General features: G+C 61.8%; 23 protein-coding genes. 13 read left to right on the forward strand and 10 right to left on the reverse strand.

Annotated features, from left to right (window positions below):
• Positions 1-45: 45 nt before the first annotated feature.
• Positions 46-786: a hypothetical protein gene (locus tag AAFP29_RS12925; RefSeq protein ID WP_419217759.1), complete on the forward strand. Its 741-nt coding sequence runs from the start codon at positions 46-48 to the stop codon at positions 784-786.
• Here the strand turns inward: AAFP29_RS12925 and AAFP29_RS12930 are convergent.
• Positions 750-1,514, reverse strand: a complete 765-nt coding sequence (locus tag AAFP29_RS12930; protein WP_419217760.1) for a helix-turn-helix domain-containing protein — start codon at positions 1,512-1,514, stop codon at positions 750-752. The two genes, AAFP29_RS12925 and AAFP29_RS12930, sit on opposite strands and share 37 nt — an antisense overlap.
• 54 nt (positions 1,515-1,568) lie before the next feature.
• Here AAFP29_RS12930 and AAFP29_RS12935 point away from each other — a divergent pair, with 54 nt between their 5' ends.
• Complete coding sequence (locus tag AAFP29_RS12935; RefSeq protein ID WP_419217761.1) at positions 1,569-2,126, forward strand: class I SAM-dependent methyltransferase; 558 nt, start codon at positions 1,569-1,571, stop codon at positions 2,124-2,126.
• Positions 2,127-2,141: 15 nt separating this feature from the next.
• Here AAFP29_RS12935 and AAFP29_RS12940 read toward each other — a convergent pair whose 3' ends face one another.
• From AAFP29_RS12940 to AAFP29_RS12950, 3 genes are all read right to left on the reverse strand, one after another.
• Positions 2,142-3,683 (reverse strand): AMP-binding protein, encoded by a 1,542-nt coding sequence (locus tag AAFP29_RS12940; RefSeq protein WP_419217762.1) that lies wholly within the window; start codon positions 3,681-3,683, stop codon positions 2,142-2,144.
• A 115-nt stretch (positions 3,684-3,798) separates the two neighbouring features.
• Positions 3,799-4,029, reverse strand: a complete 231-nt coding sequence (locus AAFP29_RS12945) for a hypothetical protein (RefSeq protein WP_419217763.1) — start codon at positions 4,027-4,029, stop codon at positions 3,799-3,801.
• Positions 4,030-4,115: 86 nt separating this feature from the next.
• A complete protein-coding gene (locus AAFP29_RS12950) occupies positions 4,116-7,448 on the reverse strand; it encodes an SNF2-related protein (RefSeq protein WP_419217764.1) in 3,333 nt (1,110 codons plus the stop codon).
• Positions 7,449-7,644: 196 nt separating this feature from the next.
• Here AAFP29_RS12950 and AAFP29_RS12955 point away from each other — a divergent pair, with 196 nt between their 5' ends.
• The 7 genes from AAFP29_RS12955 (at position 7,645) to AAFP29_RS12985 (ending at position 12,866) form a co-directional block, all read left to right on the forward strand.
• On the forward strand, positions 7,645-8,778 hold the full coding sequence (locus tag AAFP29_RS12955; RefSeq protein ID WP_419217765.1) for an amino acid ABC transporter permease: 1,134 nt from the start codon (positions 7,645-7,647) through the stop codon (positions 8,776-8,778).
• A complete protein-coding gene (locus AAFP29_RS12960) occupies positions 8,775-9,599 on the forward strand; it encodes an amino acid ABC transporter ATP-binding protein (RefSeq protein WP_419217766.1) in 825 nt (274 codons plus the stop codon). The genes AAFP29_RS12955 and AAFP29_RS12960 overlap by 4 nt, the downstream gene beginning before the upstream one ends.
• Before the next feature lie 17 nt (positions 9,600-9,616).
• A complete protein-coding gene (locus AAFP29_RS12965; protein ID WP_419217767.1) occupies positions 9,617-10,579 on the forward strand; it encodes a transporter substrate-binding domain-containing protein in 963 nt (320 codons plus the stop codon).
• A 41-nt stretch (positions 10,580-10,620) separates the two neighbouring features.
• Positions 10,621-11,487: a DUF1684 domain-containing protein gene (locus AAFP29_RS12970; protein WP_419217768.1), complete on the forward strand. Its 867-nt coding sequence runs from the start codon at positions 10,621-10,623 to the stop codon at positions 11,485-11,487.
• 87 nt (positions 11,488-11,574) lie between these two features.
• Entirely contained in the window at positions 11,575-11,973 is a 399-nt protein-coding gene (locus AAFP29_RS12975) for an FAS1-like dehydratase domain-containing protein (RefSeq protein WP_419217769.1), read from the forward strand.
• On the forward strand, positions 11,966-12,373 hold the full coding sequence (locus AAFP29_RS12980) for a MaoC family dehydratase (RefSeq protein ID WP_419217770.1): 408 nt from the start codon (positions 11,966-11,968) through the stop codon (positions 12,371-12,373). The genes AAFP29_RS12975 and AAFP29_RS12980 overlap by 8 nt, the downstream gene beginning before the upstream one ends.
• Before the next feature lie 37 nt (positions 12,374-12,410).
• Positions 12,411-12,866: a peroxiredoxin gene (locus tag AAFP29_RS12985; protein WP_419217771.1), complete on the forward strand. Its 456-nt coding sequence runs from the start codon at positions 12,411-12,413 to the stop codon at positions 12,864-12,866.
• On the opposite strand, the gene AAFP29_RS12990 is transcribed toward AAFP29_RS12985, so the two are convergent.
• Genes AAFP29_RS12990 through AAFP29_RS13000 form a run of 3 tightly spaced genes read right to left on the reverse strand, consistent with a single transcriptional unit; the run spans position 12,817 to position 15,913 of the window.
• Positions 12,817-14,013, reverse strand: a complete 1,197-nt coding sequence (locus AAFP29_RS12990) for a DUF5995 family protein (protein ID WP_419217772.1) — start codon at positions 14,011-14,013, stop codon at positions 12,817-12,819. The two genes, AAFP29_RS12985 and AAFP29_RS12990, sit on opposite strands and share 50 nt — an antisense overlap.
• Positions 14,010-15,233, reverse strand: a complete 1,224-nt coding sequence (locus tag AAFP29_RS12995) for an oxygenase MpaB family protein (RefSeq protein ID WP_419217773.1) — start codon at positions 15,231-15,233, stop codon at positions 14,010-14,012. Before AAFP29_RS12995 ends, AAFP29_RS12990 begins: the two co-directional genes overlap by 4 nt.
• Before the next feature lie 32 nt (positions 15,234-15,265).
• Complete coding sequence (locus tag AAFP29_RS13000; RefSeq protein WP_419217774.1) at positions 15,266-15,913, reverse strand: TetR family transcriptional regulator; 648 nt, start codon at positions 15,911-15,913, stop codon at positions 15,266-15,268.
• A gap of 171 nt (positions 15,914-16,084) precedes the next feature.
• Between AAFP29_RS13000 and AAFP29_RS13005 the strand changes: the two genes are divergently transcribed.
• On the forward strand, positions 16,085-17,365 hold the full coding sequence (locus AAFP29_RS13005; RefSeq protein ID WP_419218096.1) for an MFS transporter: 1,281 nt from the start codon (positions 16,085-16,087) through the stop codon (positions 17,363-17,365).
• A 25-nt stretch (positions 17,366-17,390) separates the two neighbouring features.
• Here the strand turns inward: AAFP29_RS13005 and AAFP29_RS13010 are convergent, their stop codons facing one another.
• Positions 17,391-18,161, reverse strand: a complete 771-nt coding sequence (locus AAFP29_RS13010; RefSeq protein WP_419217775.1) for a PIG-L family deacetylase — start codon at positions 18,159-18,161, stop codon at positions 17,391-17,393.
• A 198-nt stretch (positions 18,162-18,359) separates the two neighbouring features.
• Between AAFP29_RS13010 and htpG the strand changes: the two genes are divergently transcribed.
• Together htpG and AAFP29_RS13020 are read left to right on the forward strand one after the other, a co-directional pair.
• Positions 18,360-20,369 carry a molecular chaperone HtpG gene (gene htpG / locus AAFP29_RS13015; RefSeq protein ID WP_419217776.1) on the forward strand — a complete coding sequence of 670 codons (2,010 nt, stop codon included), beginning with the start codon at positions 18,360-18,362 and terminating at the stop codon, positions 20,367-20,369.
• Positions 20,366-21,622 (forward strand): hypothetical protein, encoded by a 1,257-nt coding sequence (locus tag AAFP29_RS13020; protein ID WP_419217777.1) that lies wholly within the window; start codon positions 20,366-20,368, stop codon positions 21,620-21,622. The genes htpG and AAFP29_RS13020 overlap by 4 nt, the downstream gene beginning before the upstream one ends.
• On the opposite strand, the gene AAFP29_RS13025 is transcribed toward AAFP29_RS13020, so the two are convergent.
• Positions 21,619-22,545 (reverse strand): N-acetylglucosamine kinase, encoded by a 927-nt coding sequence (locus AAFP29_RS13025; RefSeq protein WP_419217778.1) that lies wholly within the window; start codon positions 22,543-22,545, stop codon positions 21,619-21,621. The genes AAFP29_RS13020 and AAFP29_RS13025 overlap by 4 nt on opposite strands.
• A gap of 23 nt (positions 22,546-22,568) precedes the next feature.
• Here AAFP29_RS13025 and AAFP29_RS13030 point away from each other — a divergent pair, with 23 nt between their 5' ends.
• Positions 22,569-23,039: a nitroreductase family deazaflavin-dependent oxidoreductase gene (locus AAFP29_RS13030; protein ID WP_419217779.1), complete on the forward strand. Its 471-nt coding sequence runs from the start codon at positions 22,569-22,571 to the stop codon at positions 23,037-23,039.
• A gap of 38 nt (positions 23,040-23,077) precedes the next feature.
• On the opposite strand, the gene AAFP29_RS13035 is transcribed toward AAFP29_RS13030, so the two are convergent.
• Positions 23,078-23,932, reverse strand: a complete 855-nt coding sequence (locus tag AAFP29_RS13035; protein WP_419217780.1) for a crotonase/enoyl-CoA hydratase family protein — start codon at positions 23,930-23,932, stop codon at positions 23,078-23,080.
• Positions 23,933-24,004 lie beyond the last annotated feature (72 nt).

Raw genomic sequence — 24,004 nt, forward strand, 5'->3', positions numbered from 1 at the left:
GGCCAACTGACCGGTGGGGGCAATCACTCGCACTAAACTGCGATCATGCGTAGGGACCGAGCGGCGCTGCCCGTGCAGCAGCATATGATCGCGACCTACTTCACCCTTCGGATCCTGATCACCACCGGTGCGTTGAGTGTTCCGATCGGCTGTTTGCTCTGGACAGCAGTGGATTCTCGTGTCGCGCTTGCAGGTTCGTTGAGTGCCTTCTATCACACGCCGGCCCGCAATCTCGTAGTCGGCGCGGTTGTCGCGGTAGGGGTGTGTCTGATCGCCTATCGCGGCTACTCACCGGGGGAGAACCGTCTGCTCAATGGGGCCGGTATCGCCGGCATTGGATTGGCTGTCTTCCCGACAGCGGCACCCGGCCACGGTCAGGACAATGTGGTCAATTGGATTCACATAGGTTCGGCCATCGGCTTTTTCGCACTGGTCTCGGCAACGATCGTCGTCTATTCGTGGCGTACCTTGCCGCTGTTGTCGCCCCGGACAGCGAAGGTCTATCGCGGCACCTACCTGGTGCTGTGCCTCTGTCTGATCGGCTTTCCGGTCGGCGCCGCTGCGGTCGCCGCGAGTATCGGTCCGGGCACCCGGCTGCTCGGCCTCGAAACTGGCGCGATCGTCGCTTTCGCCGCGTACTGGGCGGTCAAGACTGACGAATTGCGGCGATCCTCGGCTGAAGGGCGAATCGTCGCGGGTACGGTCACCGTCGCTGACGACGGACGCTGCGAGGTGAATGTACCGGTGATTCAGCGGAAGTACCGGGCGGGAGAGACGCCGGTATAACGTCGAAACGCATCGACGAACGCACTCGATGTCGCGTAGCCGACGCGTGGCGCGACACGAGAGACGGCCACCCCGCTCGCGAGCAACGGCAACGCGGCGGCCAATCGTGCCTGAGTTCGCCACTGACCCGCCGTCATTCCGGTCTCAGCGTCGAAAAGCCTTGCCGCGGTGCGGCTACTGAATCCAGCTTCGGCCGCTAGTTCGGCAAGTGAGCGTTGGTCGGTGGGGTTCGTGAGCCACATCATCGCGAGCGCGACGGCACGATCATCGACGGGCATTGGTGCACCAACTGGTATCACGTCGATCGGCTCGAGCAGGTCGAAGACCAACGCCTGTGCTCGTTCGCGCTGCGCGTCACCGAGTTCGGTCGAGATCAGGTGATCGAATAGTTCGTGTAATAGTCGGCTCACACGCAGCAGTGTCGGTGTGACGAAACTGGTCGTAGCGAGGTCGGGCTCGAGGTAGACGCCACGTAGGTCCGCGCCGTCCCGTGAGCCAGTGACATGCGGTGTCCCAGCCGGGACAAATAGCGCCCGCGTTGGCGGGAGAACCCATGATCGGGAGACGGCGACGACGGTCAGCACGCCCGTTGGCGCCCAGACGATCTGATGCTGCGCATGGCGATGCTCGGGTATCTCGACACCCGCGGGTAAACGGGCCGCACCGACGACCATCGCCGAAGTTCCGCGCGGGAGATCGACATCAATCGTATGTCTGTTTAGCGACATACCTTGGCAATCTACCCTGTTGAGGACACGTCAACACCGACATAGGTTGACGGGATGAACCTTGCGCACCGCCTCTGCTGCCGCTCGAATCTGTGGAAGTTCATGAGTGCGCGGGCCATCGTGCCGTATGCCCTGCGGGATATTCCGGCCGGTGGCTCGACCCTCGAGATCGGGCCGGGCTACGGTGCGAATGTTGCTGCGCTACAAGAGCGCTGCGATCGCCTGACTGGATTGGAGATCGACGCCGGACTGGCGCGCGGACTGCGCGCGCGGCAATCGTCCATGACCGTGGTCAGCGGTGATGGAACGGCAATGCCCTTCGCGGACAATAGTTTTGATTCTATTGTCTGCTTCACCATGCTGCACCATGTACCCACTCCCGCACTGCAGGACGCAGTGTTCGCCGAAGCAGCGCGAACCCTGCGGCCCGGCGGCTGGCTGGCCGGCAGCGACGGCACTGACAACCCAGCTTTCCGGCTGGTGCACCAGTACGACACCTATGTGCCGATCGAGCCGGGTGGCCTCGCCGACCGGCTGCACGTAGCAGGATTGGTCGACGTGGCCATTACGGCAGGGCGAGGCCAGGTGTGGTTTCGCGGGCGTGCCGAGTGAACCGGACGCGGGCGATCAGCGTGGCCAATACTGCTTGCGCAGTTCACCTTTCACGAGTTTGCCGGTCGGCGTGCGAGGGAGGTCGTCGAGGAAGTCCACGCTGCGCGGTGCCTTGTAGTGGGCAAGTCGCTCCTTCGTGAACGCAATGAGTTCGGCCGCGAGGTCTTCAGACGCGTCGAACCCATCGGCGAGTTGAACGCATGCCTTCACCTGTTCGCCCATCTCGGGATCAGGCACGCCGATCACCGCTACGTCGTAGACGGCCGGATGGTTCACCAAGACGTTCTCCGCTTCCTGTGGGTATATGTTGACGCCACCTGAGATGATCATGAACGCTTTGCGGTCGGTGAGGTATAGATAGCCGTCCTCATCGAGGTAGCCCAGGTCGCCGGTGGTAGCCCAATTCGCATGTTCGGGATGCTGTGCCGCAGCGGTTTTCGCCGGATCGTTGTGGTACCGGAACGGTACGTCGTCGCGTTCGAAGTAGATCACACCCACTTCGCCGGCCGGGAGGTCCACACCGTTCTCGCCGACCACGTGTGCAACGCCGAGTAGGGCTTTGCCCACCGATCCGGGATGCTCGAGCGCCTCCTGCGGGCCGATGAATGTTGCGCCGGCCGATTCAGTCGACGCGTAGTACTCGTGGATGACCGGACCCCACCATTCGATCATCGCCTGCTTGACCTCGATGGGACACGGTGCCGCGGCGTGAACCGCGATCTTTAGGCTACTTACATCGTAGGAATCGCGAATCACCCTAGGTAGCTTGAGCATTCGGATGAACATCGTGGGCACCCATTGACTGTGGGTCACTTGATACTTCTGGATGTTGGCGAGAGCCTGTTCGGGGTCGAAGTGATCCATCATCACCACGGTGCCACCAACTGAGTTGGCGACGCCGCAATACCGAAGCGGCGCAGCGTGATACACCGGCGCGGGGGAGAGATACACGGTGTTCTCGTCGAATCCGTACAGCGGTGCGAAAACAGCCGTATACGGATCGAGTACTTCGTCGACTTGCCCCTCCGGCGGTGGAATCTTGATCCCCTTCGGACGGCCGGTGGTTCCAGACGAATACAACATGTCGATCCCGCGCGGTTGGGACGGCAACGGTTCGGTTGAACCGTTCGCTAGGATCTCGGTATAGCCGTCGAAGCCGGAAAGCTCTCCGCCCCAAGCAATTCGGTGGCCGTCGACGTTGAGCGCGGCGATCTCGGCCGTGTCGCCGACCGCGGCTGCGACTGCGGCGCTGGCGAAGAGCACACGCGCGCCGCAATCGGCCAGGATGTAGTTGACCTCAGTCCCGGTCAGGTGGTTGTTGATGACGGTCACATATAAGCCGCTACGTACCGCAGCCCAGTAGACGTCGAAGACCCGGAGATCATTGTCGGAGACGACGGCTATCGCATCGCCAGCCGACAGCCCCAGGGCGCGCAGGTGATTGGCCACTTTGAGGGAGTTCTCATTGAGCTGACGGTAGGTGACCTGTTCGCCAGTTTCGGGGCGGATGACCGCTGGCTTGTCAGGGGTGGTGGCAACGAAGGTTCCGGGAAACACTCTGGAGAGCTCCTCACAGTGACGGGGTGACGGATCGACCCTACCCCGACCGTTCGCTCGGTAGGTGAGAACTGAACGAACCAGCCAGCCGCCCACGCACGCGCCCTTCAGGGGGTCAGTTGACCGGTACGGGGTTGCTAAGGCGTTGCCACTGATACCGGCCCGAATTCAGATAGACACAGACGACACGAGTTCCGTCTGGAGTCTGCCGCGCCGACGAAGCTTCACTCTTCGAACAGGTGCCGCCGACGCGGGGAGTGCTCGCAGCCGCGGGCGCGGGAAACGCTACGGCAAGGGCGGCCAGCACCACCGCGGCTACCAATGCACACGCGGAACGAAAGTTCACACGTCTAACGATACGACTTCGCTCGGCGAAATTGCTACCGGTACGTGGTGAGATCATGAATCTGGTCCCTAAATCGATCAGAATGCTCAATCTAACAACCCCCGCACATCGTCCGCGGTGATTCCGGCACTAAACGCATTGCCCTCGTCGACGACGGCAGTGAACAATTCACGTTTGCGGTCCTGGAGCTCAACGACCTTCTCCTCGATCGTCCCGGCCGAGACCAGGCGATATACGTTGACCGGTCGTAGCTGGCCGATGCGATGCGCGCGGTCAACCGCCTGTGCTTCGGCGGCCGGATTCCACCACGGGTCACATACGAAGCAATAGTCAGCTTGAGTGAGGTTGAGCCCGAATCCGCCGGCTTTGAGACTGATCAGGAAGACAGCGACCCGGCCTGCGGTGAAGTCGTCGATGGCAGTTTTTCGTTGTTGGGCACTCATCGATCCGTCGAGATAGGCGTATGCGATGCCGGCGGCGTCGAAGGTTTCGCGAAGCAACCGTAAAAACCCGGTAAAAGTGGAAAAGATCAATGAACTGTGACCCTCGGCTAGCAATTCCGGAATCTGCTCGGCGAGATATTCGACCTTCGCGGCGGACACGTTTAACAAATCAGGATCGACGAGTCCGGGGTGCAAACTCAATTGACGCAACCGGGTGAGCGCCCGCAGAATCATGAACTGATTCTGCTCCCAGTCGTCGAGCAGCCCCAGCAACTTTTGTCGTTCACGGGCCAGATGCGTGTCATAGAGTTTTCGATGGTTGGCGCCCAGGGTGAGTGATAGCACCTGCTCCTGCTTGGGCGGCAGATCCGTGACAACCTCAGTCTTGGTGCGGCGCAACATCAATGGTCTGATGCGGCGTCGCAGTATCTCCAGTTGCTCGGGTGCTTCGCCAGCTTCGATGGGTTTGGCGAAGTGCTCACGGAACGCGGCGGGCGAGCGGAATAGGCCGGGTGCGCTCACCGACAGTAGTGACCACAATTCCATCAGGTTGTTTTCCATCGGGGTACCGGTGATGGCGAGTTTGAACGGCGCGCTCAGCGCACGGGCGGATTTATGCGTTTTCCCGTTGTGGTTCTTGATGAACTGAGCCTCGTCAAAAATCGCGCCGGCCCAATCAACGGAGTCGAAAGCGTCGAAGTCTATCCGGAGCAAGGTGTACGAGGTGACTACGATGTTCGCGTCGCCGATCTGATCGGCAAGTGACTGGCCGGCTCGGGCCTGCGTCGATACCACCTCGCATACGCCCAACGCGGAGGTGAAACGGTGCACTTCGGCCGCCCAGTTGGCGATAACGCTGGTCGGTGCGACGACGAGAAAACGAGCAGCAGGATCAGCGGCGACGGCACGGCTGATCAGTGCGAGAGTCTGAATAGTCTTTCCCAGGCCCATGTCGTCGGCCAGGATTCCGCCGAGTTGGTTGTCCCACAGGAAGCTCAGCCAATCCAGGCCTTGCTGCTGATAGTGCCGCAACTGCACGTCCAGACCGGTGGGTGGTGCCACCGGCGCTGGCGGTTTCGCGGCAGCGAGCTGTTTCAAGCGACTCTGCCAGGTCAGGATCTGTTGATCGACGACGCCGAGATCGAGCAGTTCATCCCACAGAGTGACGTTAAGGGTGCGCGTACTCACCTTCTCGCGATCGAATTCGCCCATCGCGCGAGCCTCGGACAGCAGATCACCGAGCCGTCGGAGTTCCGGCGCGTCCAGCGAAAAGTAGGTTCCGTCGTCGAGAACCATATGCGTTGCGCCACCGGCCAATTGCGCGATGACCTCCGATATCGGGAGCACATGTGCGTCGACGTTGAGCGTGATGGCCAGGTCGAGCCAGTCGTGTTCCGCAGAACCCTTGTCGTCGACTCCGAAGCTGATTTGCGGCGGTGTCTGTGGCAGTCGGTAGTCGACGTCGATGCCGCGCCACTCGACTCGCAGCGCATCGTCGGTTTCGATCTTCGGCACGATTTCGTTGCGCAGCACAGCGGATTCGGCAGTCCCGATTCGCAGTGGAGCTCGCAGCATATGTGGCGGAGCGAGAGCAAGCGCCGCCTCCAGAGACGGTGCTGTAGTTACCGCCGAGAGCGTGGAAAACACTTCGGTCGCCCTCATCAGACCGGGATGGGTATGAACGAAGTCGATGGCCTGGTGCCGCCAGGTGGCGCAGACGGATGCGACGGCCTCAATATGTGAGCGGACCTGTAGCCACCCTGCCGCCTCGGTTTCACCGTCGCGGATGTTTGAGTCTCGCGCGGAGGTTCCAGCATCGAATATTGTTGTGCGGCCGTCGATTTCATACCAGATATGCCAGGAGAGACTAGCTCCGTGCTCATCTGCGGTGATTGCCAGCAGTGGGGTTGGACCGAGGACGACCGGCGGTTGAAAGATGTCGTCGGGGACGTGGACTTGTCGGTGGCGAATCAGTGTGGGAAGTGCTTCGGCGAACTCTGCGGTGTCGTCTTCGGGGATCGAGATGCTCTGCCGATTGGCGAATAGTGAAGTTTCCGTGGCGGTCAGTGGCGACCCGAAGGGGCCGATCCACAATGTCGAGTCATCCGAGATGAAGGCGCCCGACGCTCGCGGGCGTCCGATGACCATGAGTCGCGATGCGTCCACGGTACGGTCGTTGAGGATGACTCCGGGGACTAGTTGAAAGCCGGCGTCGTCGCGAATGATCTCAAGAGACATGGACAAGTCGTTGGCGAGTGCGACGGTCGAGGTATCGAATCCCTCGCCCGCGAGCACAACGCCCACTTCGACCGCATCACTCAGCGCCCGCCAGAAATCGGGCGGCGCGCTGGTCAGCGTTAGGGTATCGCGGTTGAAATATCCGGTGGTCCCCGTGAGTGAGCGAACGATCTCGCGCAACGCGCTGACTTGGGCGGGGTCGTACTGGCCCGAGGCTTGGCTGGTGGAGAGCGACCGCCAGGTGGCTTTGGTCTTCAGCCATTTTCCGCGGGAGCCGAGAGTGACCGGACGGAACTCCACGATTGACACGGCGTCGCGGATGATCCGTTTGGTGAACATCAATCCGAGCGGAAGCACTGAAACAGTGCTGTCCACGATTTCGTCGTCAGTCTCGATCTCGGCCAGGTACTGCCGCCACATCGCTCCGTCGTCGCTGCCGATGACCTTCGCACCTTCGGCGATGATCAGCGCGACCGCGTGTTTGCAGTCGCCACCGACCGGGCAGGTGCAGCGCGAATTGACTACCGTCGGTGGCGTCGTCTGCAGTGCGAAGTCGACAATCGTGCGGTAGCGGTGTCCGCCCGAACCGCGGCACTGCGCGACCAGCCGTCGACTATCCGGCGACCACTGTGGATCGGAGATCCGGCGCTGTCGCGCGTATTCGGTTCCCCGCTCCACAGCGCCCGCAGTGAACGACCGCAGGAGGTCGTTCACGGTGTATCCGGAAGCCGATGGCATGCGAACCAAACTACGGGTCGCCTCGGACAAGTCGGGGGACGGCAGGCCCGAGTTGTGGACAACGACACAGATGAGGCGTATGTGGACAAGTCGTGCGTAGATCAGAGAGCGACGGGGCGTATTCCCGTGGTGGCCGATAACTTCAGGTCTATTTCAACTCTGGTCGCTGCTGTGGCCGACCGTTAGCGTCGCCCAAATGAGATCGCCCCGACCGGGTGATCGTCGTGTCTTGCCGCATCTGCGGCGAGTCCGACGTCAGGTGCGCGCCCGCGCACGCCACACAACGCAAACGGGGAGCGCGATGACCCAGCTCAGCTCGCGCACGTCGGTGCGTGATCGGGTCGATTCGAACGAGCCGCCGTCGGTCAGATCGGCAACTACTCCGACGACGACTGATCAGAAGGCTGATCGTTACGTGGTTGACCCTGCTCTTGCCATCGCGCCGTTGGTCGGCTTCCGGCGCCCCGGCCGATGGATCGGCGCCGCCGTGGTTGCCGTACTCGCTGCGATGCTGATCCACTCCCTGCTGACCAACTCGCGATTCCATTGGGAGATTGTCGGGAACTACTTCGTCAACAGGAAGATCCTGGACGGCCTGGTCATTACGCTGTGGCTGACCCTGCTGGTCTCGCTGTCCGGCGGTCTGTTGGCGATACTCGTCGGCGCGGCCCGCCTTTCGTCGAATCCGCTGGTGCGTTCGATCAGCTGGGGTTTCGTATGGATCGTGCGTTCGGTACCGCCGCTTGTGCAGATCCTCTTCTGGTTCGAAATCGCGGCCCTCTACCCGCAACTATCGATTGGCATACCGTTCGGACCGGAGTTTGCGACGACGAGTACCGCGACATTGTTCACTCCGTTTCTCGCCGCATATATCGCATTGACCATCGACGTCGCGGCGTTTGGCGCTGAGGTGGTCCGGGGTGGGATCCTCGCCGTCGATCACGGACAGACCGAGGCTGCGAAATCGATTGGCCTTGGCCCGATTCGCTCCTTCCGGCGGATCATCCTGCCGCAGGCGATGCCGTCGATACTGCCGGCTGCCGGGAATCTCCTGATCGGAACGCTCAAGGGAACTTCACTCGTCTCGGTGATCGCGGTGCAAGATCTGCTGGGAGCAACCGAACTCATCTACAACGACAACTTTCAAGTGATTCCGCTACTGCTGGTCGCGTCGATCTGGTACATCGTGATCACCTCGGTGCTGTCGATCGGGCAGTTCTTCGTTGAGCGCCGCTACTCCCGTGGGAAGCGTGGGCACCAGTCGCTCGCTGTCATCTTCCGCGGCAATCTGCCGTTGTTCGGACGTACGTTTGAGAGGAAGACGGTATGACGGTCGTCGAGACTGACCGTGGGGTCCAAACCGAACCGCTGGTGCGAATTGTTAACCTCCACAAAAGGTTTGGCGTGCGCGAGGTCCTACACGGTGTCGACTTCGAAGTCCGTCGTGGCGAGGTTGCCGTCATCATCGGGCCATCTGGGTCGGGGAAGTCAACCCTCCTGCGCTGTATCAATCATCTAGAGAAGCCGGATCTGGGTTATGTCAGCATTGCCGGTGACATCGTCGGGTACCGGATCGACGGTCGAAAGCTTCGAGCGTTGCGCACCGGCAAGGTCACCGCGCAGCGTCGTCGAACAGCGATGGTATTTCAGAACTTTCAGCTCTTTCCGCATCTGACCGTGCGCGACAACATCGCCGAAGGGCAGCTCGCGCGAGGTATCTCACGCGCGAACGCCTACCGTCGCACGTCCGAGCTTCTCCAACGAGTAGGATTGGCAGGACGCGAATTGAGTTATCCCAGTGCACTTTCCGGTGGACAACAGCAGCGGGTTGCGATCGCTCGCGCACTGGTCAACGACCCTGATTTAGTGCTCTTCGATGAACCTACGAGCGCACTGGATCCCGAACTGGTCGGTGAGGTACTCGCGGTGATCAAGGAACTCGCCGAGTCAGGTCTCACCATGATCGTGGTCACCCACGAACTCGGGTTTGCCCGGGACGTCGCCGATACGGTGGTCGTTCTCGACGACGGCCGTATTGCCGATGCTGGGTCTCCAGCACACATCTTCGGATCGGATTCGCCGGTTCGAGTCGGCCAGTTGCCCCGCTCAACCGCGGAATTCGCCGCGACGGCGAATGGAAATGCTCTGTGACGATAACGGATGGTGTGATGACTCAGTTAGGTACCGACAGGACTCCCGCAAACGCGCGCCGCGCGATCGCGAGAATGGCGGGGCTAGCTGGCGCCCTGGTAATACTCGCGGCGTGCGGATCGTCCGAAGGCGGCGATTCCGCCGCGAGCGGAGTATCAATTCCGACGCAGGATGTCGTCAGCGTGGTACAGGTCAACGACGCCGCGCGGGCACTGCTGCCAGATGTTGATCGGAAGAACTCCACGGTGTCCATCGCGATCGACACCGTGGAAGGCACGGCCAGATTGCCGCTCGCCGGCCTCAACAGTGAGGGCAACGAGGTAGGGCTTAGTAAGGATATTCGCGACGCCGTCGGCAAGGCTCTTGGATTGACGTGGGATGTGCAGGAGGGGACTTTCGCCACCATCATTCCCGGCGTGCAGAGCGGTCGCTATCAGTTGGGTATGAGCAATTTCGGCGTCACCAAGGACCGGATCAAGGTCGTCGACTTCGCCACGTACTTGAAGGACGGCCAGTCGTTCGTCGGGTCGGCGCAAGCGCCGGTGACGTCAGTCCGTGAGATCAGCGATGTGTGTGGGCTCAAGATCGCCACCGGATCGGGCACGACCTTTCAGAAGATTCTTGACAACGGTAAGACGCAATGTGCGGCGAAAGGGAAACCGGTGTACGAGGTCCAATACTTCGCCGACAATGCACCGATTTTCACCGGGCTACAAAAGGGCACCATCGATGCCTACTTCGGTCCGACACTGGCGCTGACCGTGCTTCCGACACGTCTCACCGGCACCCGCTACCTCGGTGAGATCTCCAAGACGCCGGTCGGGATCGTGACGCCGAAAGGGTCTGCGTTCGCACCCGCCATTCAGTCCGCCATCAACGGCCTGATCAGCAATGGTCAGTATGCTGCCATCTTCAAAAAGTGGGGTGTTCCCGACTCAGCCGTTCCGCGATCGGAAATCAATCCCGACCCCGGGTTCTAGCCAGTATTACGTTCACCAGTCGCCCGCTGAAGGAGTACCGAATGACCGCCACGACTCGCCACGACATTTCCGAACACACCGATTCCAGTGCTTTCACCACCGAGTGGCAGACCTGGCATACCGCTCACGAGCAATCATTGGCCGCACCCCATGGCTTCCTGGCGGTTACGTCGTTGAATTGGCTTGGCTCGGTGCCCGAACGCTTCGTCGATGCGCCAGGGCTCTGGTCAACCGTGCCGGACGGTGTCGTAGTTGAACTCGCCGAGCATGAGGAACTGACCATCGACGGGCGGGTTATCACGGGCCGATACTTATTCAGTGGCATCCCCGAGCGTGGGGGAGTGACCGCCGAGTACGGCGCGATCGCGATTGAAGTCGCCCTGCGAGGCGGCAAGTTCGTGTTGCGTCCTCGTAACCCGAACCACTTGTTGCGCAGCGAATTTCGCGGAACTCCCGCGTTCGCGCCGCAGCCGGATTGGGTGATCGACGGACGCTTCACCGCGTACCCTGAGCCGGTGAGCACAACTGTCGGTGCCGCGGTGGAAGGGCTTGAGCATGTCTACGCCGCGATAGGAGAAGTGTCGTTCAGACGTGGCGACGACGACTATCGGCTCATCGCATTCGACGGTTCGACACCGGGAAGCCTGCAGATCCTGTTCTCCGATGCCACAGCTGGTGTGAGCACCTACGGGCTGGTGCGCGGATTGACAGTGCCGTCGGTCGGATCTGACGGGTCGGTGACGCTCGACTTTAACCGCGCCACCAATCTGCCGTGTGCCTACACTCCGTTCGCAACCTGTCCGCTACCACCCGGTGAAAATCGCCTTTCACTGGAAGTTACTGCTGGAGAACAGCTTCCGGTCGCTGTTCACTCGACGCCGGGTGAGCTCGCCCACGAGGAACACTGACCGGCGACGGCGGACCGAGCCGGCGCGGCATGCCGTGCACCTGACCAATTCGGCGATTGCCCCTTGCGGCGCATACCCTGGTCGACTGTGGATTCATTGGTGGAAGGTCTGAACTACGCGATCGACGATGTCGTGGTCGATCCCGAACACGTAGCCGAGTTCTCGGCGATACTCGGTGCGCCTACCGACATCGTTCCGCCGAGCTATTTCAATGTCGTCCTGATGGGCGTCGTACGCGAATTCGTGATGAGTGGCGCCGTGCCACATCACGGTGTGGTGCATACCGCTGAAGCAGCGACGTATAAGCGGGCCCTGCGCCTGGGTGAAGTTGTCTCAACGACGCTGGAAGTGACGAGTGTGCGTCGCCGCGCCGGTGCCGTTCAGGTGACCACCACGACGACGGTCAGCGCGCCCGATGAGCCGCAGATCGCCGTGGTAACCACCACTATTGCTTTCGAAGAGGAAGGGACCGCCACCGATGAGTGAGCAGACCGACGTGGTGTGGACCGCTGAAGAGATCGTCGACACCGAACGAGTGCGTCGCTACGGAGTGGTCGGTGGCGACTCGAACGCCATCCACACCGATCCAGAAGCGGCCAAAGCCGCCGGACTGCCGGCGCCGGTAGCGCACGGCATGCTGACGGCAGGTATCGCGCTCGGCCACGCGACCAGATGGGCCAGTGAAAACGGCTTGAGGCTGACCGGCTACGACACTCGGTTCGTCGCGCCGGTATACGTCACGCCGGATATCCCGGCGCGACTTCAACTATCCGCCAAGCGCACCAAAGCCGATCGACTCGATATCAGCGTCGCGGTGGTTACCGACGACGGAGCGAAAGCGGTCCTGCGTCCGCTGCGGGTCTACGTCGCGCCCCGCGACGCTTAATAGCGGCCCGATTACCGGGGCGCGCTAGGTTGTACACATGCAACCTGGAGATCATGCCCCCGACTTTGAACTGCCCGATCAGACCGGCCAACCGCAACGCCTGTCGACGCTCCTGACCAACGGTCCAGTTGTGTTGTTCTTCTACCCCGCAGCCGGTACTCCGGGCTGCACGGCGGAAGCTTGCCATTTCCGTGACTTGGCAAGCCTTTTCGCGCAAGCGGGAGTCCAGCGCGTAGGCATCAGTCGCGACAAAGTTGAAAAGCAGCAAGCGTGGACGGCGAAGCATTCCTTCGACTATCCGCTACTCGCCGACATCGATGGTTCGGTCGCCAAGAGTTACGATGTCGCGCGCGGAGCGCTGCTCGGCAAACTCATGCCGACCAAACGCACGACCTTTGCGATCCGTGCGGATGGCACCATCGCCGACGTATTCGCCTCGGAGTTCAATATGGACGCTCATGCGGATCAGGCACTGGCCGCACTCGCGAAGTAAGTTCGACGGCTTCGGCGAAGGCCGCCACTCGATGGCGGCCGACGTCGTAGCCCTGCCGTGCCAATAGTGTGTCCCGCACTTGCGGGTGTATGCGGGTGGCGAGCGGCGTCCACCACGGCTTGTGGTTACGTGGCAAGACGGCGAGTAACCGATCAGATGCGCTACTGAAGATCGGCGTCAGCCGCAGGTAGTCGGGTCGAAACTCGCGTATGTCGCGGTCGCCGAACGATTGCTCGTGTACGGCTGCTAGTGCCCGCGGGAGGTCGGCGTCGATATGTGCTGCCACTCCCGCTAGCAATCCGGTCATCACCGGGATATGCGGTTTGGCCGGGTTCGGTCGCTCGCAGGTCGACCACGCCTTCTGCCAGGCCGACTCGGTTTCCTCGCCACGTTCGTATGAGCTGAGATTCCGGGTGTAGTACCGATGGAATTCCGGGATCAACGCGAGCACCCAGTCGGGGTTATCCAGCGGCAGTTGTTTGGGCCCGATGGCCGCCCGGATCATCTCCTCGGTCACATACTGATAGACGCGGGCGAACCATTGTTTCGGGTCATTTGTGTCGGCCAGCCGATCGGCGATCGACCGTTGCTCGGTCAGGGAGTCAATTGCGTTGGCGCGCAGCGATTCCCACTCGCCATCCGATCCCGGCCGACGAGGCTGCGTGCTGGGGGACTTGTGGTGGTCAGATATCTGGTGGGATCCCGCGGCCAGTTCGGTGAATCGGTCCAGGGATTCGGCGACCTGACGGCTGACCGTCCTTGCCAACACGTGCGATGCGAGCGATGAGAGCAGACGCATCTCGACCGTCCAGGTCACCCTGCATCCGTTGGGGGTCGCATCAATGCTCTGTTCACCGTGGTGCTCGAGCAGAAACGGGCCGCCATCGTAGACGCGATAGCGGAATCTATGCGGAAAGTCGGTGTACTCCACCACTTCTCGCAATTTGGTGCCCCTGGCACCAAGGGTCACGACACGCAACGCGCCGACGGTGTTAGGCCGTTCGCCAACACCGGGCTGGGCTAGTCGGATTGGCGCGGTCGACCACCGATTCATCTCGTCGGGATCGGTGAGCAATTGCCACGCGACTTCCGGCGGACAGGACAATTGGCGGGTCAGCGTGAATCCGGCGGGGGACTTACGGCTCATGCGACGGTATCCAAGTGGCCATTGTCAGCATTGCTATACCGGCTTGCGACACTCGACAGGTTGCTCAGGTCCAGTCCGATCCGGTTCGTCACCAAACGGAGTTCACGTTGGGCCACTACACGTTCGGAGCCGAACAGTCCGAGCGCACGAGCCATTTCACGGGAGCGGACCACCGGGCGCGCGAGATCGACCAGGTGGTGCAGAGGGTTGGTTCGCAGTCCCATTCCCTTGGCGACGTCAGGCTCGACCCAGCGGGTCGAGACCGCGGCGAATACCTGCCGCAGTACCGGGCGAGCGAGCATATCCACTGCCGAGTTCAACGGGCGCGGAAGGCCGAGATCGGTACGGAAGCCGTCGTCGAGTAGGGCTTTCACGAGTATTCGAGACTCGGCGTCGGGTCGAAGTTCAAAACGTTTGCTGATCTGGTGAGTCAGCGTGGCATCGGTGAAATTCGTTGGCAGCAGCGCTTCTTCGACGCCCATACACCAGCCGATCCAGCGCCACAGGTGGGTGATGGCCTCCAGGTCGGCACGCGAATATCGGACCCCGAAGTCCTTCGCGATATGCAGCGGCAGGGCGAGGAATCCGGCGGTGATGGTCAACTGGCAGTAGGTTTGGTTGATCGGGACGCCATACTGTTCGACCTGCCATGAATCGCCGTGCAACAGATGGTGGCGGACCATCGCGTGGACGAGCCGGATGCGCAATGTCTCGATCCATCCCGGTGCGCCTGCCGCCATGAAACCGGGGGCCGTCGCCAGCGCCACCCACCGCGCGGTGGCCTGCACGCGGTCGAATGTCCCAGTGGTCAGGCGACCGGTCTCCACCAGCGGCCTGGTGAATCCCCGGGCCTGGTATCCGTAAATCAGCGACTGGTACAGCGTGCTCGATTGCAACGACCCGAATCGCCACCAGGCGTCGGCACCGGCGCGCGCTAGCTCCGGCTCGAACCACGCGGGCATCGTCGTGGTCGCGTTGAGAAATGCCCTAAGCGCGGGCGGCGCTGCCGCACCGGGCTGTTCGAGTGCTGCGACGGTCGCTTGCCAACCGATTCCCGCCGGTGAGAACAGTTCGTCGATGACCGCATCGGCCAGCAGATCTCCGACGAGCAGGCCCGCGGCCATCGCGTCGACACGTTCGGGAAAGTCGGCTCGTACCGCTGCCCAGTTTTGGGCGCCAGTGATCGCTTGCGCCTCTTCGGGCGTCGGCATCGGGGTCATAAAAGACAGTCTGTCTTTTAACTGTTCTCGCGTCAAGGGGTGAGGAGCGTGTCGCCCGCCCCGGCGAAACCTCCCCATACGAGCGAGGTGAGATGGTCGACGACCTCGGCGCGCCCGATGGAGTGATCCTCCGACCACCACACGATGGTCGCCGACACGGCTCCGATAACCCCGCGCGCCCACGTGGGTGCGGGAGCGGGATCGAGCCCGCGGCTGGCGAATCCGTTCGCGAGGATCGACGCGAGTGAAGAAATGACGAAGGACGGCTGGTCGCCCCGAGCCGCGTTGAGCCGCCCGAACAAGAGCCGGGCGACTCGAGGCTGATCCTCGAACCACTGCGCGAGTATGTCGATACTGGCGCGGATCTGCGCGCGCGGGTCCGCGGGATCGGCGAGGATTCGCGTCATGCGGTCAACAATGATCATCGAATGTCGTTGTGCCAGTGCGGTTAACAGCGCATCGCGATCATCGAAGGCCGCGTAGACCGCCGATCGGGTCAGGCCCGCGGTCGCAGCGATTTCTGCCAGCCCGACGTCGGGGCCGGTGGCGGTGATCGCGGCTTCGGCCGCGTCGAGTAGAGCATCACGCCGCGCATCAGCGTCAACGGGAGGACCCGGCGGCCTGCCGCGCCCGCGACGGCCGGATCGACCTTGTGCCGTGGCTTTGTCGGTGCCGGTCATGGTTCATCTCCTGCGATTCGGGCAGATAGTCGGAGTATGCCATCGGTCGGGTCATGGCACGCCAGCGGAGGTGCGTCGGGAATAACGGCGAGGCTTTTGCACGTTGACCGAAACAGTGAATTGAACAGACCGAGGCAGAGGTGGCAGCTGGTGGAATTGGCGAAGTCGAGAATGTTCGCCTCACTTGCTATCCCCAACTATCGCACTTATTTCGTCGGTGCGGTCATCTCCAATATCGGCACCTGGATTCAGCGGGTGGCCCAGGACTGGCTCGTGCTTCAGCTTTCAGGCGGTTCGGCAGTGGCGGTGGGCATTACCACCGCACTCCAGTTCCTTCCGGCTCTCATCCTCTCGCCGATGGGTGGGCTACTCGCCGATCGGATGGATAAGCGTGTCCTGCTTGCCATTACCCAGACCTGGATGGCTATATCGGCTTTGGTGCTCGGCATCCTGGCGGTCACTGGCGTAGCGACCACCTGGCACGTTTACGCCATTGCATTGATCTTCGGCATCGGATCGGCCGTCGACGTCCCGGCGCGACAGTCTTTCGTGACCGAAGTGGCCGGGCGAGAGCATCTGACCAACGCCATCGGACTGAACAGCACCTCCTTCAATGTTGCCCGTCTCATCGGTCCCGGGCTGGCCGGTCTGATCATCGCGGTATGGGGGAGCGGTTGGGCGATCCTGACTAACGCGCTCAGCTATATCGCCATGCTCGCCGCGCTGGCGCTATTGGACGCATCGAAGCTGAACCGGTCGGCACCTGCTCGACGCGCGAAAGGTCAACTGCGCGAAGGCTTTCGGTATGTGGCGGATCGTCCGGAGCTGCTGATCGCACTGGGCGTCGGCTTCTCTGTCGGCACCTTCGCCCTCAACTTTCAGCTCACCAACGCGGTCATGGTGCAGCAGGAATTTCACCTGGGCGCCCAGTCCTATGGAATCCTCGGCTCGGTATTGGGCATCGGATCGCTACTCGGTGCGCTATTGGCCGCGCGGCGGCAATCTGCCCCTCGGTTGAGATTCGTGCTCGGCACCGCCGTGATTTTCGGACTGATCCTCGCCGTGAGCGGCCTGACACCGTCTTATCTCACCTACGCACTGAGCCTGCCGCTGGTTGGGCTGGCCGGCCTGCTCACTATGACCGCCACCAATATGTTCGTGCAGACCAACGCCGCTGATCATGTGCGAGGTCGAGTGATGGCGCTGTACACGATGGTCATGATGGGTGGCACCCCGCTCGGCTCACCGCTAATGGGCTGGCTTGCCGAAACCTTCGGTCCCCGCGCGCCGCTAATCGGCGGGGCGGTGCTGCAGTTGGCAACCATCGCGCTGGTAGTCGGGGCGGTCGGTTGGTACGCGAAGCGCAGGGGATTGGCCCACCCGGTTGACGAACTGCCGACCGACGAAACAACTGCCATCTCGGTTGTCGACGACCCGGCCACCACCCGGTGAAACGTCGATCAACTGCGGCGTGCGTCTACAACAGGTCGCACCCGCCCGAGACCAAGTCTCGGCGCTGGAAACACTCAACGCCCATCAGCTGCGCCAGGGCCGCTGGTTCCAGAGCCGCCATCGACTTGAGAGTGCGACTGCGATTGAATTCCGACTGATGCGCCTGGATGGCGCCCCACTTGACGGCAAGCCAGTCGCGGACGTCGGCAACGACGTCGATTCGGTCCGGCGGCGTACCGGGAAGCGTCGACGGGTCCGTCGTCTTGGCGACGAGCCCGCCCCACCCGCCGTCCATCTGCTCGGTGCCGATCGTCACGAAATACAGCGATTTGACCTGCCACGCCGAACCGCGACCAGGGAAGAGGTGTGAGTCGGCCGCCGCTTCGACCGCCGCCAGCGCCACTCGATGGGCGTGGATATGGTCTGGATGGCCGTACACGCCGTAGGCGTCGTAGGTAACGACGATATCGGGCTGTAGTCGCCGAAGATGTTCCACCACCGAGCCGACGCTTTCATCGAATGGCGCTTCGACGAAGCGGGGTTGATCAGGTGCGGACTCGGGCACTCCGCCGTCGGCGTAGCCGAGCATCGCGGGCGGGCGGTCGACGCCGAGCTTGCCCAGTGCGGTAATCAGTTCGCGATGCCGATGCGTGCCGGTCGCCCAGGTGCAGGTAATCGTGTCAGCGATGCCGCCCCGTCCGACGTGCCGGGCCAAGATACCGCCGGTCCAGATCGATTCGTCGTCGGGATGTGCGTGCACACCGACAATACGCGGCAGTTGCCCGTCGAACGTCACCAACTGCTCCTTGTCGTTCGCCCAAGATCTCAGGTTGCTCCACCATAGCCGCCCCGCAAAGGTGTCCGAGCAGGTCGCTAGACTAATGCCGCGCTCACAACCGATTTCGCGTGTGGGCCAGGTGTATCGGCCCACCCACTCGGTGGAGGGATTACGCCAGCACAATTGCCAGTCAAGTATTTCGCGGAGGGTCATTCGATGAGTTCCCAGTCCGAAACCTACGAGTTTCAGGCCCAGACACAACAACTTCTGGACCTGATGGTCCATTCGGTGTACTCCAACAAGGACAGTTTCCTGCGAGAGTTGATCTCCAACTCATCTGACGCGCTGGACAAACTTCGCATCGAATCCCTGCAGGACAAGGAACTCGACGTCGACACGTCGGACCTGCACATCATGCTCGACACCAATGACGAATTGCGCACCCTCACCATCGCCGACAACGGCATCGGGATGAGCCGCGACGACGTCATCGGACTTATCGGAACGTTGGCCCGTTCGGGCACTGGCGAACTTCGCGCGAAACTGGCGCAGGCCAAAGACGCAGCGGCATCGCAGGAATTGATCGGCCAGTTCGGTATCGGCTTCTACTCGACATTCATGGTGGCCGACACCGTCACGTTGGTAACCAAACGCGCCGGTGAGACCATCGGCACGCGGTGGCAGTCAACCGGCGGAGGCACCTACACGATTGACGAAGCGCCCGACGCTCCGCAGGGTACGTCGGTCACGCTCCATCTCAAGCCGGCCGACGACGAGAATCACCTGTACGACTACACCAGCGAACACAAACTACGTGAGCTGGTCAAGCGCTACAGCGACTTCATCAGTTGGCCCATCCGCATCGAGGTGGAAAAGCCTGCTCCCAAGCCGGAATCCGACGATGATTCGACCGATGCCGAGGTCGACGCATCGCCCGAGACGATCACCGAAATCGAAACCATCAACTCGCGTAAGGCATTGTGGGCCAAATCGCGCGACGAGGTCTCCGACGAGGAGTACGCGGATTTCTATCGCCACGTGAGTCATGCGTGGGATAGCCCCCTGGAGATCATCACGCTCAAGGCCGAGGGCACTTTCGAATACCAAGCGCTGCTGTTTATCCCGAGCCAGGCGCCGTTCGACCTATTCATGCGCGAACGCAGCGGCGGCATCCATCTCTACGTCAAGCGCGTGTTCATCATGGAAGACGACGACAACCTACTGCCGGAGTATCTGCGCTTCGTCAAGGGAGTCGTCGACGCCGCGGATCTGTCTCTCAACGTCTCGCGCGAGATACTTCAGCAGGATCGCCAGATTCGCGCCATTCGTCGTCGCCTGACCAAGAAGGTCATTTCGACGGTCACCGACCTGCAGTCGTCCCGACCCGAGGACTACCAGACCTTTTGGACCCAGTTCGGTCGGGTGTTCAAGGAAGGCCTCGTCAACGACCCGGATAACAAGGACGCGATCCTCAAAGCGGCGTCATTCGAGTCGACGACAGCCGATGAGGGGTTCACCACACTCGACGACTACATCACGCGCTTCAAATCGGGCCAGGACGTCATCTACTACATGACTGGCGAATCGCGCACCCAGATCGAGAGCTCTCCGCATATGGAAGCGTTGCGCGCCAAAGGATTTGAAGTCCTATTGCTATCGGATCCGGTTGACGAAATGTGGGTCGACGGAGTTGGCGAGTACAACTGTCACCGATTCCAGTCGATCGCGAAAGGCGCGGTCGATCTTGATGCCGGCGACACCGACGAGGAGAAGAAGGCAGCCGACGAGGCACAGGCCAAACGCAACGAAGAGTTCGCTGACCTGCTGACATGGCTTGGGGAGGCGTTGTCCGACGACATCACTGAAGCGCGAGTTTCGGCCCGTCTCACCGAGTCTGCCGCAGTGCTCGTAGGTGATGCGTTCAGTATGTCGCCGCAGTTGGAGAAGCTCTATCGAGCCTCTGGCCAGCCCATTCCGCGGTCGAAGCGGGCATTGGAACTAAACCCGGGGCATCCGTTGGTGGCAGCGCTACGAACGGCGTATTCCGCAGATGCCGATCGTGTCGAACTCGTGAACTCGGCGAAGCTGGTTTACGGTATGGCCTTGATAGCCGAAGGTGGCGAGCTGGAGGATCCAGCGGCGTTCGCTCGACTATTGGCCGATTCGTTGACCCGGGCGCTTGCGCCAACAGTGGGCAACGCACCTGAACAGGATACAGAGCAATGACGAACCCGCAGGACCCTAACCAGCCGCCGCTGCCGCCCGACCAGCAGTGGGCACAGACGCAGATCAACGCATCCGGTGGCCAGCAAGTACCCGGCGCACCATTCAGCGACGCGCAGTACTCAGGTGCCGAGCAGTACCCAACCAATACCGGCGATTTGTGGTCTGCTCAGCAGCCTCAGCAGGGGTACGGGCAGGATCCGTCGGCCGGGTACGGACCGTCAGGTCCGCAGCAGTTCGGTCAGCCTGGCCCGCAGGGACCGGCAGCGTCGGCCTGGGGTTCAGGTGGCGCTCAGCCGCCGAAGAAGAGCAACAAGGGACTCTTCATCGGTCTTGGCATCGGCGGCGCGCTCCTTGTCATCGTGCTCGTCATCTCATTGATCGTCGTCTTTGCCGGTGGCGATGACGAATCCGGCAGCCCCGAAGCCGCAGTCGAGACCTATCTCAACGCGCTAGCTTCCGGTGACGCGAAGAAGGCACTGAGCGTCTCGGTGACACCGGCGTCGGACAAATTGCTGACCGACGAGATCGTCAAGAAGCAGCGCGAGATCGCGCCGATCACTGAAATCACGGTGCGTAAGCCGGATAACTCGGTTGGCAGTCTCGCGATGGTGAACGCGACGTATAAACACGGCGACAAGAATGTCGACGAGGATATTCAGGTGCGCAAGTCCGGCGACGCCTGGCGGGTCGCGAAGGGTGCTCTGGACATCACTCTCAACAGCAGCAGTAAGGCACCCGGGCTGTCGTTGTTCGGCGTTGATGTTTCCGATGACACCAAGGTGTACGCGTTTCCCGGTCCGCTGGTCTGGGGATCGTCGAATGCGAATATCACCGTGTCGGATACCCGTAAAGAGTTTCCGCTCGGTCCCGAGGACTACTTCTACCCCTCCCTCGAGACAACGCTGAGTTCCAAGGGTAAGCAGGTAGTGAACACCGCGCTGGACACGTACTTCACCAATTGCGCGACGTCGAAGCAGTTCAAGGCGAGCACCGACCGGCCGGGCTGTGGTCAGTACACCTATCGCTCGGCGGTGCCCGGCAGTGTCCGCTGGACCAAGCCGACTGACCTCAGCGAGCTGACGTTCCGGTTCGACTATGACGACGCCAATAAGGTCAAGGTCTCCGGCAGCGTGAGTTGGACATTCGCCTACACCTCAACCTATGAGGGCGCTCAGACCGACGACACGAGCGAATACCTCAACGGCACCGTCGATCTGACGGCCTCCACGCCGACCTTTACTCCGGACGACTAAGTCGCGATATCGGCTCGGTGCACCTGCTGTCTCAGCGGGTGCCCGGCCGGTGCGTCGAATAATCTCCCGACACCGTCTAGGGGCTTACCCAACGGTTCGGCGATATCTGCGTCGGGAATTGTCGCGCGCACCTGCTCGAGGAATCTTCCGCGCAGTGAATCGTTGGCGGTCAACACCTTTCCGGTCCAGCTGATACGCGGCGGGGTGGTCCACTCCAGATGATCGCGCAGCGCCGAAACGCACGCGGTATGTGCCAATTCATCGGCGGCACGGGAAATGACCTGTGTGGCAAGCTCATCGCCGTTGTCGGCGGCCTGCGCCACTAGCACGGCGAAGGCCGCCACCTTAGACACTCGATCGGCATCCGATTGCAGCGACACGTACAGCTCAGGTAGCGGTCCGAAGCGTTCGACGGCCAGGGCCTCCAAAGCCGTTGTCGGGCCACGCTTATCAAAGGCGCGCAGGGCGGCGTCAATCCCCGCACGACCGATCCAATACGCGCTGCCCGCGTCGCCGAACATGTATCCCCACCCGTCGACACGGGTGATCGCGTGTGCGGAAACGCCGAGTCCGACGATCCCGGTACCGACCGCGACGACGGCGCCATAAGCCCATCCGTTGCTACCGAGATATGCCGATACCGAGTCGTGGGCCAGCGCTACCCGCATCACGCCGATATCGCGGCACTGCGATAGCAGCTCGGCCGGTTGAGCGTGTGCCGGGGTTAGTCCTGAAATACCCACCGCCAGTTCATATTCCGCATCGCCGGGGACGCCATCGGACACCGCTTGGTGGAGATAGTCGGCAACCTGCCCGACGACTGGCCGATCGGTTCGAATGGGCCCGACGTCGAGGTCGTCTCGGCCGGGCAGCCGGATTCGAGTACCGGACTGTCCGCCGTCGACGGAGATTCGCACTGCCATCTGCTGAAAGTACACTGCTGACCATGAGTTTCTTGACGCCCTTGGCGATCCGGGTCGGCAGTATCAGCTGGTTGCCCCGGTTCTTGCCGGTGATTGTGCGCTGCGACAAGGCGATTCAACGAGTCAGCCGCAATCGCGTTGCCCTACTCGACATCGCCGGATTGCCCAACATCACGTTGTTCGTGGTGGGACGCAAGTCGGGAGTACGCCGTTCCACTCGGTTGTTATGCGCGCCGGTCGACGGTGGTTGGTTGGTGGCCGGATCGTATTTCGGCGATCACCGCACGCCCGCTTGGGTGTTCAATTTGCGCGCAACCGACAAGGCCGAGGTCGGTGTCCGTGGCCTCGTCGCCGAGGTAGCGGTTGCCGAACTTGCCGGCGCTGACTACGACGCCGGCTGGCAGACCCTCGTAGGGGTCTGGCCGAATTTCACCTTGTATACGACGCGCACCGAACGCAAGATTCCAGTGTTCCGGTTGGCACGCAAGGACTGACGGTAGATCTCTCGACGCGGCCTGATGTGGGTGCTGTGCTACTCGCCCCGATAGCGGGGCTGTCGCTTCTCGAATACCGCGGTCATTGCTTCGGTGATGTCGGTGCTGGGCAGGAAGGCGGCATTCCACACCGCGACATAGCGCAGCGCGTCGGCGATTTCATTCGCACGGGTGCGCTCGAGCACGCTTTTGACACCTTGGACGACCAGGGGCGCGTTGTCGGCGATCTCGCGGGCGGTGGCACGTGCGGCCGCCAGCGCGGCGTCCGGCGTCTCGAAGACGTCGTTGACCAGCTGGATGCGTTCGGCGCGCGCGGCGTCGATGTCCTTCCCGGTCAGCGCCAATTCGCGGAAATGGCCGTCGCCGATGATTGCTGGCAGGCGTGCCAGTGATCCCATGTCGGCGACAATCGCCACCCGGACCTCACGGATGCTGAATTTGGCATCAGAACTCGCATAGCGGATATCCGCGGCGCTGATGAGGTCGACGCCGCCGCCGATGCACCAGCCGCTGACTGCGGCGATCACTGGCTTGCGGCATTCCGCGACAGCATTGATTCCCGACTGCATCTCCAGCAGGTGGTCGTGGAATGAGGTCCGCGGCGCCGCTTTGGCCCCATCGGCCAAGACCGGCGCCAACGTGCCGGCCATGGCAGGCAGGTCGAGACCGAATGAGAAATGTTTCCCGGAGCCAGTGACAACAACGGCCCGCACCGCGGGGTCGGCATCGAGCTGACGGAATAGGACCGGAAGTTCTGACCAGAAGTCAGGCCCCATCGCATTGCCTTTACCCGGCCCGATGAGAGTGACTTCGGCGATGTCGTCGGCGATGACGACGGTGAAGGCTTTCCAGTCCAGCGAGGTACTGGGTGCGGCGGTGGCAGTTTCAGTCATGGTCAGAAACGGTACTCCGCGACCCAACCGTCAACGGAACTGTAACGTGTTCTAGAAGTGGTCAGCATAAGG

The organism is Gordonia sp. CPCC 205333, from assembly GCF_048537885.1.
Taxonomy (GTDB): Bacteria; Actinomycetota; Actinomycetes; order Mycobacteriales; family Mycobacteriaceae; genus Gordonia.

Coding starts and splice junctions, on each gene's coding strand:
- AAFP29_RS12925 (WP_419217759.1), top strand. CDS start 46: ATGCGTAGGGACCGAGCGGCGCTGCCCGTGCAGCAGCATATGATCGCG.
- AAFP29_RS12930 (WP_419217760.1), bottom strand. CDS start 1,514: ATGTCGCTAAACAGACATACGATTGATGTCGATCTCCCGCGCGGAACT.
- AAFP29_RS12935 (WP_419217761.1), top strand. CDS start 1,569: ATGAACCTTGCGCACCGCCTCTGCTGCCGCTCGAATCTGTGGAAGTTC.
- AAFP29_RS12950 (WP_419217764.1), bottom strand. CDS start 7,448: ATGCCATCGGCTTCCGGATACACCGTGAACGACCTCCTGCGGTCGTTC.
- AAFP29_RS12955 (WP_419217765.1), top strand. CDS start 7,645: ATGAGATCGCCCCGACCGGGTGATCGTCGTGTCTTGCCGCATCTGCGG.
- AAFP29_RS12960 (WP_419217766.1), top strand. CDS start 8,775: ATGACGGTCGTCGAGACTGACCGTGGGGTCCAAACCGAACCGCTGGTG.
- AAFP29_RS12965 (WP_419217767.1), top strand. CDS start 9,617: ATGACTCAGTTAGGTACCGACAGGACTCCCGCAAACGCGCGCCGCGCG.
- AAFP29_RS12970 (WP_419217768.1), top strand. CDS start 10,621: ATGACCGCCACGACTCGCCACGACATTTCCGAACACACCGATTCCAGT.
- AAFP29_RS12980 (WP_419217770.1), top strand. CDS start 11,966: ATGAGTGAGCAGACCGACGTGGTGTGGACCGCTGAAGAGATCGTCGAC.
- AAFP29_RS12985 (WP_419217771.1), top strand. CDS start 12,411: ATGCAACCTGGAGATCATGCCCCCGACTTTGAACTGCCCGATCAGACC.
- AAFP29_RS12990 (WP_419217772.1), bottom strand. CDS start 14,013: ATGAGCCGTAAGTCCCCCGCCGGATTCACGCTGACCCGCCAATTGTCC.
- AAFP29_RS12995 (WP_419217773.1), bottom strand. CDS start 15,233: ATGACCCCGATGCCGACGCCCGAAGAGGCGCAAGCGATCACTGGCGCC.
- AAFP29_RS13000 (WP_419217774.1), bottom strand. CDS start 15,913: ATGACCGGCACCGACAAAGCCACGGCACAAGGTCGATCCGGCCGTCGC.
- AAFP29_RS13005 (WP_419218096.1), top strand. CDS start 16,085: ATGTTCGCCTCACTTGCTATCCCCAACTATCGCACTTATTTCGTCGGT.
- htpG (WP_419217776.1), top strand. CDS start 18,360: ATGAGTTCCCAGTCCGAAACCTACGAGTTTCAGGCCCAGACACAACAA.
- AAFP29_RS13020 (WP_419217777.1), top strand. CDS start 20,366: ATGACGAACCCGCAGGACCCTAACCAGCCGCCGCTGCCGCCCGACCAG.
- AAFP29_RS13025 (WP_419217778.1), bottom strand. CDS start 22,545: ATGGCAGTGCGAATCTCCGTCGACGGCGGACAGTCCGGTACTCGAATC.
- AAFP29_RS13030 (WP_419217779.1), top strand. CDS start 22,569: ATGAGTTTCTTGACGCCCTTGGCGATCCGGGTCGGCAGTATCAGCTGG.
- AAFP29_RS13035 (WP_419217780.1), bottom strand. CDS start 23,932: ATGACTGAAACTGCCACCGCCGCACCCAGTACCTCGCTGGACTGGAAA.